This window comes from Mesorhizobium sp. BH1-1-5 (assembly GCF_020165615.1).
In the GTDB taxonomy this organism is placed as follows: domain Bacteria; phylum Pseudomonadota; class Alphaproteobacteria; order Rhizobiales; family Rhizobiaceae; genus Mesorhizobium.
This window is the reverse complement of sequence record NZ_JAIUIM010000007.1, coordinates 178,234-193,093: the sequence shown is the minus strand read 5'-3', so window position 1 is coordinate 193,093 and position 14,860 is coordinate 178,234. Positions and strand designations below refer to the sequence as shown.

At 63.7% G+C, this 14,860-nt stretch carries 12 protein-coding genes; 7 read left to right on the top strand and 5 right to left on the bottom strand.

Features of this window, described 5'->3' with window-relative positions; all coding sequences use genetic code 11:
• The first annotated feature begins 44 nt into the window (after window positions 1-44).
• The 3 genes from LB572_RS11945 to LB572_RS11935 all read left to right on the top strand — a co-directional run bounded on the left by LB572_RS11945 (window position 45) and on the right by LB572_RS11935 (window position 3,950).
• Window positions 45-920: a DMT family transporter gene (locus LB572_RS11945; protein ID WP_224667915.1), complete on the top strand. Its 876-nt coding sequence runs from the start codon at window positions 45-47 to the stop codon at window positions 918-920.
• Between the two features lie 68 nt (window positions 921-988).
• Window positions 989-1,804 (top strand): ATP12 family chaperone protein, encoded by an 816-nt coding sequence (locus LB572_RS11940; protein ID WP_224667853.1) that lies wholly within the window; start codon window positions 989-991, stop codon window positions 1,802-1,804.
• A gap of 256 nt (window positions 1,805-2,060) precedes the next feature.
• Window positions 2,061-3,950 carry an MFS transporter gene (locus tag LB572_RS11935; protein ID WP_224667852.1) on the top strand — a complete coding sequence of 630 codons (1,890 nt, stop codon included), beginning with the start codon at window positions 2,061-2,063 and terminating at the stop codon, window positions 3,948-3,950.
• Between the two features lie 80 nt (window positions 3,951-4,030).
• On the opposite strand, the gene LB572_RS11930 is transcribed toward LB572_RS11935, so the two are convergent.
• Entirely contained in the window at window positions 4,031-4,222 is a 192-nt protein-coding gene (locus LB572_RS11930) for a DUF2735 domain-containing protein (RefSeq protein ID WP_140803040.1), read from the bottom strand.
• 311 nt (window positions 4,223-4,533) lie between these two features.
• Between LB572_RS11930 and LB572_RS11925 the strand changes: the two genes are divergently transcribed.
• On the top strand, window positions 4,534-5,574 hold the full coding sequence (locus tag LB572_RS11925; protein WP_140803012.1) for a glutamine synthetase beta-grasp domain-containing protein: 1,041 nt from the start codon (window positions 4,534-4,536) through the stop codon (window positions 5,572-5,574).
• A gap of 98 nt (window positions 5,575-5,672) precedes the next feature.
• On the opposite strand, the gene LB572_RS11920 is transcribed toward LB572_RS11925, so the two are convergent.
• Window positions 5,673-6,839: a P1 family peptidase gene (locus tag LB572_RS11920; protein WP_224667851.1), complete on the bottom strand. Its 1,167-nt coding sequence runs from the start codon at window positions 6,837-6,839 to the stop codon at window positions 5,673-5,675.
• A 31-nt stretch (window positions 6,840-6,870) separates the two neighbouring features.
• Window positions 6,871-7,473, bottom strand: coding sequence for a TetR/AcrR family transcriptional regulator (locus LB572_RS11915; protein ID WP_224667850.1), 603 nt, complete (start codon window positions 7,471-7,473; stop codon window positions 6,871-6,873).
• Between the two features lie 145 nt (window positions 7,474-7,618).
• On the opposite strand from LB572_RS11915, the gene LB572_RS11910 reads away from it, so the two are divergent.
• On the top strand, window positions 7,619-9,043 hold the full coding sequence (locus tag LB572_RS11910; protein ID WP_140803014.1) for an APC family permease: 1,425 nt from the start codon (window positions 7,619-7,621) through the stop codon (window positions 9,041-9,043).
• A gap of 158 nt (window positions 9,044-9,201) precedes the next feature.
• On the opposite strand, the gene glnA is transcribed toward LB572_RS11910, so the two are convergent.
• Complete coding sequence (glnA, locus tag LB572_RS11905) at window positions 9,202-10,611, bottom strand: type I glutamate--ammonia ligase (protein ID WP_140646263.1); 1,410 nt, start codon at window positions 10,609-10,611, stop codon at window positions 9,202-9,204.
• 42 nt (window positions 10,612-10,653) lie between these two features.
• Complete coding sequence (locus LB572_RS11900; protein ID WP_018428041.1) at window positions 10,654-10,992, bottom strand: P-II family nitrogen regulator; 339 nt, start codon at window positions 10,990-10,992, stop codon at window positions 10,654-10,656.
• A gap of 347 nt (window positions 10,993-11,339) precedes the next feature.
• Between LB572_RS11900 and LB572_RS11895 the strand changes: the two genes are divergently transcribed.
• Both LB572_RS11895 and LB572_RS11890 read left to right on the top strand, forming a co-directional pair.
• The gene (locus tag LB572_RS11895) at window positions 11,340-12,857 is read left to right on the top strand and encodes an NAD(P)H-hydrate dehydratase (protein ID WP_224667914.1); all 1,518 of its coding nucleotides are present in this window, start codon (window positions 11,340-11,342) and stop codon (window positions 12,855-12,857) included.
• On the top strand, window positions 12,854-14,860 hold the full coding sequence (locus LB572_RS11890; protein WP_224667849.1) for a hypothetical protein: 2,007 nt from the start codon (window positions 12,854-12,856) through the stop codon (window positions 14,858-14,860). The genes LB572_RS11895 and LB572_RS11890 overlap by 4 nt, the downstream gene beginning before the upstream one ends.

Genomic DNA, 14,860 nt, shown 5'->3' with positions numbered 1-14,860 from the left:
GTTTGACAGCTGCGCCCGTACTGGATCGCCGCGATGCGGTCGACATGGCGGCGGCGGCCATCATGGTCGGGCTGACCTTCTCCTGGGGGCTGAACTACGTCGCCGCCAAGGTCTCCTATGCGGGTTACGATCCTGTCTTCGTCTCGATCGCCCGTTCGCTGATCGGGGGAGCCTGCGTGCTCGGATGGTGCCGGCTGCGCGGCATCAAGCTGTTCGAAGCGGATGGGACGCTGGCCGCCGGCATCGTCGTCGGCGTGCTCTTCGGCGTCGAATTCCTCTGCCTCTATATCGGGCTCGAATACACGACCGTTGCCCGCAACACGCTCCTGGTCAACACCATGCCGTTCTGGGTGCTGATCGGCGGTCATTTCCTGCTTGGCGAGCGCATCAACGCGCGCAAGCTCGGCGGTCTCGTTCTCGCCTTCTGCGGCCTCGCGGCGGTTTTCTCCGACGGTATCTCTGCCGGCAGCGACGCGACACTGACAGGCGATCTGCTCAGTCTCGGCTCGGGCATTCTCTGGGCGGCGACCAGCATCGTCATCAAGCGGTCGAAGCTGGTCGAGACGCGCGCGGAGAAACTGCTGCTCTATCAGCTGGCCGGCGCCGCCATTGTAGGTGCCCTGGTGATGCCTTTCGCCGGCCCGCCGATCCGCGCGGTTGCCGCCTTGCCGACACTGGCGCTGCTGTTCCAGTCTTTCTATATCGTTGCCTTCACCTATGTGTTGTGGTTCTGGCTGCTCACGCGCTATCCGGCGGCAAGCCTCTCGAGCTTCGCCTTCCTGTCGCCGGTGTTCGGCGTCCTGTGCGGCGCGGTGCTGCTCGGCGAGCCGCCGACGGCCAGGATAATCCTGGCGCTCGGCCTGATCGCCGCCGGGCTGATCATCGTCAACCGCTCGGCGCGCAGGCAGCCAGCACCATAGGCGTTCGCCGCAATTCCGGACGGAAAACCGCTTCACACTTTTCCTGGAATTGCTTTAAGGAGTTCGGCATGCGCGACATCCTCGAAGACCTCGAAGCCGGCAAGCTGCTGTCCGATCCCGATCCCGTGCGCCGCGCCCAGATCCAGATGAAGACGCCGCTGCCGAAGCGGTTCTACAAGGCCGTTTCGCTGGCTCCCGTCGAGAATGGTTTTGCCGTTCATCTGGACGGCCGGCCTGTGCGCACGCCGGGCAAGGCCGTGATGGCGCTGCCGACCGAAAAGGCTGCAGCGCTCGTGGCCGATGAATTCAGCGCGCAAAGCGAGGTCATCGATCCGGTGACGATGCCCGTCATGCGGCTCGTCAACACCGCCATCGACGGCGTCGCCTCCGATCCGCAGGCGGTTTTGGAGGATGTGCTGCGCTTCGCCTCGTCCGATCTCTTGTGCTACCGGGCCGACGGCCCGCAGGGACTGGTCGATCGCCAGAACAAATTCTGGGATCCGGTGCTCGACTGGGCGCGCGGCCACCTTCGCGCGCACTTCAACCTTGCCGAAGGCGTCATCCATGTCGAGCAGCCGCGCGAGACCATCGCCGTCCTCGGCGCGCATCTTGGCCAGCGTGCCGAGCCGATGCGGTTGGCCGCCATCCATGTCATGACATCCCTGACCGGATCGGCGCTTCTGGCGTTGGCTGTCGATTTCGGCGAGCTCGACGGCGAGGAAGCCTGGGCCGCGGCTCATGTCGACGAGGACTGGCAGATCGAGCATTGGGGTCAGGATGCAGAGGCGGTCGCCCGCCGCTCGGCCCGCAAGCGCGACATGATGGCGGCGGTCGGCCTGCTCGAGGCGCTGCAAGGCCAAAGCAATTCCAGGAAAAGTGCGTAGCGGTTTTCCGTCCGCAATTGCGTAAACAAAACCTGGAGTGGATCGGCGATCCCCAGAGCCGAGCCACTCCACACACTGTGTCGCTTTCGCAGCGCACCTAATACCAAAGTCATAATCCCATTGTCGCGGTGCCTTTGGCCCGCCCTTTCTGTCATTTTTTCTTCGTTGGCTGCGTTTTTGAGTCCGCGTTCGGAGGAGCACGGATGGTGGCGCGCAGTCATCGAGGACAGACGGGATCTCACGGGAGGAAATATCAATGGCAATGGCTTCGACCGCCGGCAGAACCAGCCGCGGCATGACGCGGGAGGAGAAGAAGGTCATCTTCGCCTCCTCGCTCGGCACCGTTTTCGAATGGTACGATTTCTATCTCTACGGCTCGCTCGCCGCCTTCATCGGCTCGACCTTCTTCAGCCCGACAATCCCGGAAGCCACGCGCAACATCTTCGCGTTGCTGGCCTTTGCCGCGGGCTTCCTCGTGCGTCCGTTCGGCGCCCTGGTGTTTGGCCGGATCGGCGATCTCGTCGGCCGCAAGTACACCTTCCTCGTCACCATGACGATCATGGGCCTGTCGACATTCCTGGTCGGCCTGCTGCCCGGCTATGCCAGCTGGGGCATTGCGGCGCCCGTGATCCTGATCGGGCTTCGCATGCTGCAGGGCCTGGCGCTCGGCGGTGAATATGGCGGCGCCGCGACCTACGTCGCCGAGCACGCGCCGGACGACCGCCGCGGTTTCTACACGTCGTGGATCCAGACGACGGCGACGCTCGGCCTGTTCCTGTCGCTGATTGTCATCCTGATCGTCCAAGGGTCGCTCAGCAAGGAGACTTACGCCGCCTGGGGCTGGCGCATTCCCTTCATCGTTTCTTTCGTGCTGCTCGCCGTTTCGATCTGGATCCGGCTGTCGCTCTCGGAGTCGCCGACCTTCCAGCGCATGAAGGAAGAGGGCAAGGGCTCCAAGGCGCCGCTGACGGAAGCTTTCGGTCAATGGAAGAACGCCAAGATCGCGCTGCTGGCGCTGCTCGGCCTGACCGCCGGCCAGGCGGTGATCTGGTACAACGGCCAGTTCTATGCACTGTTCTTCCTGCAGAACGTGCTGAAGGTCGAAGCGCAGACGGTCAACATCATGATCGCTATCGCGCTTGCCATCGGCTCGATCTTCTTCGTCGTGTTCGGCTGGCTGTCGGACAAGATCGGCCGCAAGCCGATCATCATGGCCGGCCTCGCACTCGGCATCGTCTGCACCTTCCCGCTGTTCAAGGCGCTTACCTGGGCCGCCAATCCGGCTCTGGCTACCGCGCAGCAGAACACGCGCGCGACGGTGACGGCGGCGCCCGGCGACTGCAAGTTCCAGTTCAACCCGGTCGGCACGGCGAAGTTCACGACCTCCTGCGACATCGCGACCTCGTTCCTGACCAAGAATTCGGTGCCTTACGATGTGGTGACCACGGCAGCGCCTGGCACCGCGGCTTCGGTCAAGATCGGCAACGAGACGGTCGCCTCCTATGACACCGTCGCCGCGGGAGATCAGGCCAAGGCCAAGGACGCAGCCTTCGTCAAGGCGGTGAACATGTCGCTGCAAGACGGCGGCTATCCGCTGAAGCGCGCCGCGGCCAAGGTGGCGGACCAGAAGCTCGACGCCTTCATCGCGGCCAATCCCGAACTGAAGCTCGACGCCGTGGCCATTCGCGGCGGCGAGAAGACGGCAGTTCCGACCGACAAGGCGATCGCCGACAAGATACTGACCAAGGATGAGGCAGCCGGCGCGCCGGAAGTCACCGTCTACAACATCCCCGGCGGCGGCGCTTTCGCCATGACCGCCGATCCGGCAGCCATCAACTGGCCGATGACGATCGGCATCCTGTTCATCCTGGTGCTGTTCGTCACCATGGTCTATGGGCCGATCGCCGCGATCCTGGTCGAGATGTTCCCGACCCGTATCCGCTACACCGGCATGTCGCTGCCTTACCACATCGGCAATGGCTGGTTCGGCGGCCTGCTGCCGGCGACGGTGTTCGCGCTCAGTGCCTATAAGGGCGATATCTACTACGGTCTCTGGTACCCGGTGATCATCGCGGCAATGTCGCTCATCATCGGCATGATCTTCGTCAGGGATACGCTCGGCACCGACCTGCAGACCAAGGACTGACCTCGATCACCCGCTGAAACAGAAAGCCCGGCGCTAGCGATCGCGCCGGGCTTTGCCGTTCCTGAGCCTCGAAGAGACGATCAGCCGTTGCGCTGGTTTTCTTCCTCGATGGCCGCTTCATGGTACCAGCCGTCGAAATCGGCCTGCTCACCGCGAAGCGCTGCAAGTTCTGCCGCGAATTTGGCCTTGGCGCCTAAATTTGAGGCAGACTTGCGTGCTGCAAGTGGGAACATCAGGATTTTTGCCGACGGGCGCGATGGCGTGACTTGCATGGCCGGTCTCCTTGTCTCTTCAGGAGCGTATCGATTCATCTTTCCACCAAAATAGGTTCTGCGATTCCTTTAGGCAATATGCCCATCAAAAGATCATCTTATGCACATTATTTAAGCAATATTGGTGCCTGAACAATCCGGACGCATTGCTGAGGCGGCTCGGCAAATCAACGCCTTGCCATGACCATTTTGCCGCACCCCGTGAAATCTAAGTGGCATACGACTTGCTTTTTTAATCATCGGCAGGCCGGCTTGATCCGGCCATGCATCGATGCCGCCATGGCGGCGTCCAAGCAACGAGAGGCACTGGAATGACCAAATACAAGCTCGAGTATATCTGGCTCGACGGATACGTCCCGACCCCCAGCCTGCGCGGCAAGACCCAGATCAAGGAATTTGCCGAGTTCCCGACGCTCGAGCAGCTGCCACTGTGGGGTTTCGACGGCTCCTCGACAAACCAGGCCGAGGGCCGCAGCTCCGACTGCGTGCTGAAGCCCGTCGCCGTCTATCCGGATCCGGCCCGCACCAACGGTGTTCTCGTGATGTGCGAAGTCATGATGCCCGATGGCGTCACCCCGCATGAATCGAACAGCCGCGCGACCATCCTCGACGACGAGGGCGCCTGGTTCGGCTTCGAGCAGGAGTATTTCTTCTACAAGGACGGCCGGCCGCTGGGCTTCCCCGAAAGCGGCTATCCGGCTCCGCAGGGCCCGTATTACACCGGCGTTGGCTACAAGAACGTCGGCGACGTCGCCCGCCAGATCGTCGAGGAGCATCTCGATCTCTGCCTCGCCGCTGGCATCAACCACGAAGGCATCAACGCCGAGGTGGCCAAGGGTCAGTGGGAATTCCAGATCTTCGGCAAGGGCTCCAAGAAGGCCGCCGACCAGATGTGGATGGCTCGCTACTTGCTGCTGCGCCTGACCGAGAAATACGGGATCGACATCGAGTTCCACTGCAAGCCGCTCGGCGATACGGACTGGAACGGCTCGGGCATGCACTGCAACTTCTCGACTAGCTACATGCGCGAAGTCGGCGGCAAGGCCTATTTCGAGGCGCTGATGGCGCAATTCGAAAAGAACCTGATGGATCACATCGCCGTCTACGGTCCGGACAACGACAAGCGCCTGACCGGCAAGCATGAAACCGCGCCGTGGAACAAGTTTTCCTACGGCGTCGCGGACCGCGGCGCCTCGATCCGCGTGCCGCACTCCTTCGTCAAGAACGACTACAAGGGCTACCTGGAAGATCGTCGCCCGAACTCGCAGGGCGACCCCTACCAGATCGCTTCGCAGGTCTTGAAGACGATCTCGGAAGTCGCAACCGACGCAAAGGTTTCGGCCGCCGCTTGATCTTCAGCCTGCGGCCTATCAAAGAAAAAAGCCCCGGCGGGTCAACGCCGGGGTTTTTTGCTTGGCGACTGCCGGCGAGAGAGCTCCGCCCGCTGCCGTCAGCCGGCAATGACGCCGCGCGCTTTGAGCGCCGCCACCACCTTGGCATGCGGCAGGGCAGGCGTGCGGTTGCCGTCGCGGCCGACCATATCCGTGTTGGCGATGAGTGCGTTAAGCACGGCTTCCTCGGTCGCCTGCACGACGGCCGTGTAGAAATCGTCCATGCGGCCCCAGGGGATGAAGTTCATGTGGCTGTAGCTCTCCTCGCCGGGAGCGCCCTTGGGAAAGCGGCCGTTGAGCGCGTCCGGATTGGCGGTCGAGAAGGCGAGGAAGATGTCGCCGGAGAAATGCGAGCCGGCGGTGCCGGTGCGCCCCAGCCCGAGCGGCACGCGCCGCGCCAGCGCCTTGCACTGTCCAGGCAGCAGCGGCGCGTCGGTGGCGACGATGCCGATGCAGGAGCCGGCGCCGGTCGGCCTGCCGCTGAAATAGGCCTCCATCGGATTGTCGGCCGCAAGCTCCTGTCCAAGTGGCACGCCGGCGATGCTGAGCTCGTTGCGCGAACCGAAATTGGCCTGCAGGAAGACGCCGACCATATAGGCGCGATGGCCGTAGTCGACGGTCCGCGAAGCGCTGCCGGAGCCGCCCTTGAAGGCGTAGCAATTCATGCCGGTGCCGCCGCCGACCGATCCTTCCTCGATGGCCCCGCCGGCTGCATTGTCGATCGCCTCGATCGCGTGGTCGACCGTGACATGCGAGCCGTTGATGTCGTTGAGATAGCCATCCCAGGTTTCGGCCACCACCGGCAGCAGCCATTGGTTCGCCACATCGGGCTTGTTGCGCGCCACCCAGTCGATGACGCCGCGATGGCAGGGGCCGACCGCATGAGTGTTGGTGATGAGGATCGGCATCGAGAGGCTGCCGGCTTCCTCCAGCCATGACGCGCCGGTCATCTCGCCATTGCCGTTGAAGGAATGATAGCCGGCAGCCAAAGCCGCACCGACGCCGTCGCGGCCGAGCGGCAGGATCGCGGTGACGCCGGTACGAACCGGCCCGTGCCCGAGGCTGAGTTTTCCGTCGCCTTTGATCAGCGTCGAATAGCCGACGAGCACGCCATCGACATCGGTGATGGCGTTGGCAGGCCCCGGCGTGCCCGACAGCGGAATGCCGAGGCCGCGGGCGCGCATCTTGCCGGCCGGCGTGGTGGTCGAGGCAGCTCGTTGGTCCATGCGAAAGGATGCTCCGTTGATAATGGCCGGCTCAGCCAAGGCTGCAGCCGGTCGCAAGTTCGGCGTAGCCGGTGAGGATCGCCATCGCCGAGGCGTGGTCGACAGCCGGCACGACGTTGACGAGGTGGAGGCCGAGACCGTCTTCCAGGACGACGAGACCGCGCGCGATGATTTCGCTCGCCGCGTTCAGTTTGAAGACGCCGGTGGCCGCGCCCGCCTCCAGGATGCCGACATAGATCGCCACCTGGCGCTCGAACAGCGTGATGTGGCGGGCGGCATAGCTGGCATCCGAGCGCGAATAGGCGCCGAGCTCCAACAGGAGCCGGCAAAGTTGGTCGTCCGGATCGGTCGGCAGGCCGCTATCCAGCATCGTTTTCAGCCGCGCTCTCGGATTGGCGATCGCGGCGACCGCTGCCGCGCGTTGCGTGCAGAAGCGCTCGACCGCCTTCTTCTGTACGTCGTCCAGCAGCTCCTTGAGGCCGGGATAATAATAGAGCAGGGCGCTCGAGCTCATGCCCGCCTCATTGGCCACGTCGCGCAAGGTGACGCCGGCGAGGCCGCGTTTGGCGATCATCGATTCGGCTGCCGCGACCAGCGTCAGGCGGCGATCGGTCTGTGTCTTCGGTCTGCCCATTTCGTTTCCTGAATTTGATTCAATAAAAACTGGCCTGTGGGTTTTTGCAAGCCTGCCTATCGCATATTTGTTGACGATATGTGTCAACGCAGATAGCTTCCGCTGCGGATAGTAATTTTTATCCAATTAAAAAAAGGGGAGGATAATGTCTACAAACGAAGCCACTACGACGGCCGCCGACAAGGCCGCGCCCGGCGCCAAGGGCCTGGACCGGGCGCTGAACGCGCTGGGCACGCTGATGATCGTGCTATCGGCGGTGACGCCGGCATCATCCGTCTTCATCATCGTGCCGGGCGTCATCGCGCTTGCCGGCACAGGATCGTTCCTGAGCTTCGTGATCGCGGCCGTCATCGGCCTGTTCATGGCCTTCGTCTATGCCGAGCTTTCCTCGGCCTATCCGATGGCCGGCGGCGAATACACCATGATCGGCCGCACGCTCGGCCGCTTCTGGGGTTTCGTCACGCTGGTGCTGGTGTTCGTGTCGATCGTGCTGATCGTCGCGGTCATCGCGCTCGGCGTCGGCACCTATCTCGGCGTCCTCATTCCCAACCTCAGCCCGCAATGGGTGGGCGTGGTGACGATCATCCTGGCCGGCGCGGTCGCCGCCATGCGCATCAAGCTCAACGCCTTCGTCACCGGCATCTTCCTCGGCATCGAGATGCTGGCGCTGCTGGTCCTGATCTGGCTCGGCTTCACCCATATCGAGCGGCCGCTCTCCAGCCTGTTCACCACGCCGCAACTGCTCGACGCCACGACCAACACGCTGGTCCCGGCCTCGGCGGCGATCATCCTCGCATCCACCGCCGTGTCGCTCTTTGCCTATAATGGCTATGGCGCCGCCGCCTATTTTGGCGAGGAGACGCACGATGCCAAGCGCAACATCGGCAAGGTGGTGCTCTGGGCGCTGGTGATCACGGTCGCGGCCGAGCTCATCCCGCTGACCGCGGTGCTCCTCGGCGCGCCGGATCTCGTCGGCCTGCTCTCAGCGCCCCAGAAGATTGAGTATTTCCTCGAGGCGCGCGGCGGCCATTGGCTGACCGTGGCGATCAGCCTGGCGATTGCAGTGGCCATCTTCAACGCCGTCATCGCCATCATCCTGCAGGCGGCACGGCTGCTCTTCAGCTCCGGCCGCGACAAGACCTGGTTCGGTCCGATCAACGCCGCGGTCGCATCCGTCCACGGCACTTACGCTTCGCCATGGATCGCAACCATCGTCGTGGTGGTGCTGGCGGCACTTGCCTGCTTCATCGACCTCAACCTGCTGCTCGTCGTCAGCGGCACGTCGCTGGTGGTGATCTATGCGCTGCTGTGCGTCGCCGTCTTCGCAGGTCGCCGCAACGGCACCACTTCGGGCGGCCACTATCGCATGCCGCTGTTCCCGGTGCCGGCGATCCTTGCCTTCGTGGCGCTGGTCTATGTCGCCTACCAGAACTGGCTCGACGCCGCCTTCGGCCGTCCGAGCCTGATCGCGACGCTGGCGATCATGGCCGTCGCCGCGATCTACTTCCTGCTGTTCCTGGCGCGCCGCGCCGACTGGACGCTGCACGGACCCGACGAGCTTGCGGGATAGGCGTCAGCCCTCCGACACCTGTCCATGCGAGAACCCCGGCGAAACGCCGGGGTTCTTTTTTGCGCTCGGAGAACGATCTTGAAAACCTGTCTCCAAAAATGAAAAGCCCTTGGAGGCAATGACCTCCAAGGGCTTCATTTCAGTATCCGATCAGAAGCTTAGACCGAATAGTACATGTCATACTCGACCGGATGCGGGGTCATTTCGAAGCGCATGACCTCGGCCATCTTGAGCTCGATATAGGAGTCGATCTGGTCGTCGTCGAAGACGCCGCCGGCCTTCAGGAAGCCGCGGTCCTTGTCGAGGCTCTGCAGCGCTTCGCGCAGCGAGCCGCAGACCGTCGGGATCTTCTTCAGCTCCTTCGGCGGCAGGTCATAGAGATCCTTGTCCATCGGCTGTCCGGGATGGATCTTGTTCTTGATGCCGTCGAGGCCGGCCATCAGCATGGCGGCGAAGCCGAGATAAGGGTTCGCGCCCGGATCGGGGAAGCGAACTTCGACGCGCTTCGACTTCGGCGAGTTGCCGAACGGGATGCGGCAGGAAGCCGAGCGGTTGCGCGCCGAATAGGCGAGCAGCACCGGCGCCTCATAGCCCGGCACTAGACGCTTGTAGGAGTTGGTGAGCGGGTTGGTGAAGGCGTTGATCGCCTTGGCGTGCTTGATGATGCCGCCGATATAGAACAGGCAGCTTTCCGACAGGCCGGCATATTCGTTGCCGGCGAAGGTCGGCTTGCCGCCCTTCCAGATCGACTGGTGGACATGCATGCCCGAGCCGTTGTCGCCGAACACCGGCTTCGGCATGAACGTGGCCGTCTTGCCATAGGCGTTGGCGACCTGGTGCACGACATACTTGTAGATCAGCATCTTGTCGGCGTTGCGCACCAGCGTGTCGAACTTGATGCCGAGCTCGTGCTGGGCGGCGGCGACCTCGTGATGGTGCTTTTCGACCCGAACGCCCATCTCGGCGAGCACGGTCAGCATTTCGGAGCGCATGTCCTGGCAGGAGTCGATCGGCGGCACCGGGAAATAGCCGCCCTTGATGCGCGGACGGTGGCCGAGGTTGCCGGTCTCGTAGTCGGTGTCGTCGTTGGAGGGCAGTTCGGTCGAGTCGAGGCGGAAGCCGGTGTTGTAGGGATCGGCCTTGTACTTCACGTCGTCGAACACGAAGAACTCGGCCTCCGGGCCGACATAGATGGTGTCGCCGATGCCTTCCGACTTCATATAAGCCTCCGCCTTCTTGGCGGTGCCGCGCGGATCGCGGTTATAGGCCTCGCCGGAGACCGGATCGAGGATGTCGCACAGGATGACCATGGTCGACTGGGCGAAGAACGGATCCATGTGGACGGTGTCCGTATCGGGCATAAGCACCATGTCGGACTCGTTGATCGCCTTCCAGCCGGCGATCGATGAGCCGTCGAACATGACGCCGTCGGCGAACATGTCTTCCTCGACCTCGACGACATCCATCGTCACATGCTGCAGCTTGCCCCGCGGATCGGTGAAGCGCAGGTCGACGAATTTCACGTCGTTGTCCTTGATCTGCTTCATGATGTCTTTGGCTGTCGTCATGTCATTTCTTCCCTGTGTGATGACGTCTGGAATGGGTTGGGGTCAGATGGCGTCGATGCCGGTCTCGCCGGTGCGGATGCGCACGACTTCCTCTATGTTGGAGACGAAGATCTTTCCATCGCCGATACGGCCGGTCTGCGCCGCCTTGCGGATGGCCTCGATGGCGCCTTCGACGGCCTCGTCGCCGAGCACCACTTCGATCTTCACCTTGGGCAGGAAGTCGACGACATATTCGGCGCCGCGATAAAGCTCGGTGTGACCTTTCTGGCGGCCGAAACCCTTGGCCTCGGTGACGGTGATGCCTTGCAGTCCGGCCTCCTGAAGCGCTTCCTTCACTTCGTCCAGCTTGAATGGCTTGATGATCGCTTCGATCTTTTTCATGTAAAAAGTGGCCTCCACTGCCAAGAAGACGGGTTGTGTGCCCCGCTTGCGCCTCCATCAAGCACGAACCGTGCCAATCCCGAGGAGTGCGGACGGCGAGGGGCCTTTTCGAATCTATGCCGCGTCCGGATGCAAATTCGCGTCATCCGCTGCATCGGATGCGTCATGGACGCCCAAACCCTATACATCGCTCCTCCTCACGTCTGCGCAAAAAATGGGCAGACAGCGCAATTTGCAGGCAGAACCCCTCCCGGATGCGACCGGACGCGCAACAGATGCGCGGTCGCGCTGGTTTGCTTCGAACCGAAAACTGGACAATGCTTGATCGCATGGAGATCGGCAATCCCATGCGCAATGAACTTCTATCGCCAGCCGAAATGGCCGAGGCCGACCGGTTGGCAATCGCTTCCGGACCGATCGACGGCTATCGCTTGATGCAACGTGCCGGCGAGGCGGCCGCTGCCGTCGTGCTGGCGCGCTACCCTGGCGCGAAGAGGGTCCACGTCCTGTGCGGCCCCGGCAACAATGGCGGCGACGGCTATGTCGTGGCACGGCTGCTGGCCGAGGCCGGCGTCGATGTGGCCCTGTGGGCGTCGGGCGAACCGCGGGCAGGCAGCGACGCCGCGCTCGCGGGGGCTGACTGCCCTCTGGAGCGGCACCCGCTTTCGGCCTTCACCGCGGAAGCCGGCTCGCTGGTTGTCGACGCGATCTATGGCGCGGGCTTGTCGAAGCCTCTCACCGGCGACGCCAAGGGCGCGGTCGACATCGTGACGGGGATGAACCTGCCGGTCGTCGCGATCGACCTGCCTTCGGGCGTTTCCGGCGAAAGCGGCGAAGTCCTCGGCTCGGCATTTCGCGCGGTCCTTACGGTGACCTTCGCGCGAAAGAAGCCTGGGCACCTGCTTCTGCCTGGCCGCGAGCGATGCGGCGAGATCGTGTTGGCCGACATCGGCATTCGCGACGAGATTATCGACGAGGTCGCGTCGCAGGCCTTCGAGAACCGGCCTGGACTCTGGATCGCGGACTTTCCCATGCCGGCCATCGACGCGCATAAATACAAGCGCGGCCACACGGGCGTCTTTTCGGGCGGACCATCCGCGACAGGCGCGGCGCGCCTTTCGGCGCTTGCGGCAGCCCGAAGCGGGGCAGGTGCCGTCACCGTGCTCTCACCCGCCAACGCCATGCAGGTCAACGCGGCGCACCTGACCTCCATCATGCTACGCAAGGTCGATGCGGTCGAGGAGGTGCATGACCTTATCGGCGATCGCCGGCCATCGAGTTTTGTCCTCGGCCCCGGCTTCGGCATCGGCGACAAGGCCCGCGATTTCACGCTCGCCGTGCTCGCCAAAAACCGCCAGGACGGCGGCGTCGAGGGCCTCGTGCTCGACGCCGACGGCATCACATCTTTCCGCAACGCGGCCTCGACGCTGTTCGAGGCGGCCGGCAGGCCGGACGCGCCGGCCTTGATCATGACGCCGCATGAGGGCGAGTTCGGCAGGCTGTTTGCCGACATTGCCGGCAACAAGGCGATGTCGAAGCTGGCCAAGGCGCGCGCCGCCGCAGAGCGCTCCAACGCCGTGATCGTCTATAAAGGCGCCGACAGCGTGATCGCATCGCCGGATGGCCGCGCCGCGATCAACAGCAATGGCGCGCCCTGGCTTGCCACCGCCGGCTCGGGCGACGTGCTGGCCGGCATCATTGCCGGGCTTCTCGCGCAAGGCATGCCGGCCTTCGAAGCGGCTTGCGCTGGGGTTTGGATTCATGCCGAAGCCGGCAGTCGCTTTGGGCCGGGTTTGATAGCCGAAGACCTGCCCCTGGCTATGGTGCCGGTTCTGCGTCAACTGATGGAGACCACTGTCCGATGAAACGGCTGGGGCTCCTTATCGCGGCCCTTCTCCCGGCGCTGTTCGCCGCGCAATCGGCGCGCGCCGCCGATCATCCGGTCACCATCGTCGACGACCCGCGCGTGCTCGCCACGCTCGACGCCAAGGGATACGGTTTCGCCGGCCTCTTCGGTGTCGACGGCAAGGACGACCTGGAAACCCTCTACGATTCCGCACCGGCCTATCACGCCATCGTCGAGACTGTCGCGGCAGACGTTGCGGCGTTGCGCGCCGACGTGAAGGCCGGCGGCCGCACCCTCTATGAAGTGACCGACGGCAATGTCGGCCGCATCATCGACATACGCTGGCTGAAGACGAACGCGGCGCGTTTCCGCCTGGTCGGGGTCGTTAACCGGCTCGACCGGCGCGATTTCGCGGCGCTTGGCAATGAGACGAGCTGCGGCGAGGTGCGGTTCATCTATCGCCTGGCCTACTCGTTCAAGAAGAACGGCAAGCAGCTGGCCTCGCGCCTGCCGTTCAACTTCAGCGCCATATACCGCGTCGCGCAAGACGCCGACGGCGGCTGTACGGGGGTTGCCGGCCGCTGGTCGCCGCAGCTCGACGAAACCGTCGATGCCGGCTGGCTGACCGGCGGGCCGCTCGAAAAGGCCTCGCTGTCCTTCAAGCAGCTCGAGCTCAACGCGCAGGTGGTGCGCTTTCCTTCCGGCCAGGAAACCGAGTTCGGCGGGCAGGCCGCTTACCTGATGCGCATCTTCAGTATCGACGGCGCGACGGTCGGCGAGAAACCGCTGGAAAATACGCCGGACACGGCCCGGCTTGCGCAGGATGCAGAATTGAAGGCACGGCTCGCCGACTATGTTCGCGCCAATGCCGCGGCGGTCGATCTCGGCGTCTACGAAATCCCGGACGAGTTCCTCGCCCGTAAAGTCATCTCCTGGTCGACCTTCGGCAGCGCAAGGCAGGCCAATCATCCGTTCACGCCGCTGTTCGATCCCAAAGAGTTCGTCGGACTCGACTATTCGAAATTCACCTTGGCGCGCACGCCGGACGCTTTGGTCGAGCGGCTCGACAACGGCGCTTGCCAGGGCTGCCATCAGGCGGGTTCGACCGCCGGCTTCCATTTCATAGGGCTCGACGATGCCACGACCTCGCCGCTCAACCGTCTTGAGGTCGGCATCTCGCCGCATCTCCATGCCGAGATCACGCGCCGCGAAGCGTGGCTCAAGGCGACAGCCGAGGGCAGGGAACCCAACCGCTTTCGCCCGCTCTCCTTCGCGCCGCCCGCTGCCTGGAAAGACACTGGCGAGGTCGCCTATGCGCCGGCCGAAACGGCGATGCCATGCCTGGTGCCGGAAGACGCAAGCCGCTTCGGTGGCACCTGGCAATGCGGCGCCGGCACGGTCTGCACGCCGATCGCGACCGCTTCGGGGGTGAAGACCAAACTGGCGCAGTGCCTGCTGCCCAAGGACAGCGACAAGATGTTTTCAGGCCACCCATGCCTGACCGGCTCGATTGCCAGCAACGCGGTGCAGCCTTTCAACGATCGCTACAAGATCACCGGCCAGTTCGCCGCCCCCGCGCCAGCGATCTCGCGCACCGCCTATACTTGCCGGCTGCCGAAGATTGGCGTTCCAGGCGGTTTCGCCTATCGCGCCTGCGACGACAAGGACCGCAGCTTCGCCTCCTTCAAGACCGGCAAGCCGATGCCGAGCGAAATCTGCGGCCTGGTCGGCGGCAAGAAGTTCGACATCTGCGTGGCGACCAACAATTTCGACCAGTGTCTTGGCGGCGCGGTCAACCGCGGCAACCGGCCGGCCTGCTCGGCCGAGCATTTCTGCCGCGAGGACTATATGTGCCAGTCGCTGCCGGCGGACACGCCGGGCGCCGCCAAGGTCAAGGGCATCGGCTTCTGCTCGCCGACCTATTTCATCTTCCAGATGCGCATCGACAACCATGCCACGCCATGGGCGACCACGGCGCGCGCGGGCATGGGCACGGGTTTCGGGGCAGCCGCGGAGGAATAG

What these genes read in the sequence shown, in the direction of transcription:
- LB572_RS11945 (WP_224667915.1), top strand. Translation starts at nt 45, where the DNA reads ATGGCGGCGGCGGCCATCATGGTCGGGCTGACCTTCTCCTGGGGGCTG.
- glnA (WP_140646263.1), bottom strand. Translation starts at nt 10,611, where the DNA reads ATGACGACAGCCAAAGACATCATGAAGCAGATCAAGGACAACGACGTG.
- LB572_RS11890 (WP_224667849.1), top strand. Translation starts at nt 12,854, where the DNA reads ATGAAACGGCTGGGGCTCCTTATCGCGGCCCTTCTCCCGGCGCTGTTC.
- LB572_RS11925 (WP_140803012.1), top strand. Translation starts at nt 4,534, where the DNA reads ATGACCAAATACAAGCTCGAGTATATCTGGCTCGACGGATACGTCCCG.
- LB572_RS11910 (WP_140803014.1), top strand. Translation starts at nt 7,619, where the DNA reads ATGTCTACAAACGAAGCCACTACGACGGCCGCCGACAAGGCCGCGCCC.
- LB572_RS11915 (WP_224667850.1), bottom strand. Translation starts at nt 7,473, where the DNA reads ATGGGCAGACCGAAGACACAGACCGATCGCCGCCTGACGCTGGTCGCG.
- LB572_RS11895 (WP_224667914.1), top strand. Translation starts at nt 11,340, where the DNA reads ATGCGCAATGAACTTCTATCGCCAGCCGAAATGGCCGAGGCCGACCGG.
- LB572_RS11900 (WP_018428041.1), bottom strand. Translation starts at nt 10,992, where the DNA reads ATGAAAAAGATCGAAGCGATCATCAAGCCATTCAAGCTGGACGAAGTG.
- LB572_RS11920 (WP_224667851.1), bottom strand. Translation starts at nt 6,839, where the DNA reads ATGGACCAACGAGCTGCCTCGACCACCACGCCGGCCGGCAAGATGCGC.
- LB572_RS11940 (WP_224667853.1), top strand. Translation starts at nt 989, where the DNA reads ATGCGCGACATCCTCGAAGACCTCGAAGCCGGCAAGCTGCTGTCCGAT.
- LB572_RS11935 (WP_224667852.1), top strand. Translation starts at nt 2,061, where the DNA reads ATGGCAATGGCTTCGACCGCCGGCAGAACCAGCCGCGGCATGACGCGG.
- LB572_RS11930 (WP_140803040.1), bottom strand. Translation starts at nt 4,222, where the DNA reads ATGCAAGTCACGCCATCGCGCCCGTCGGCAAAAATCCTGATGTTCCCA.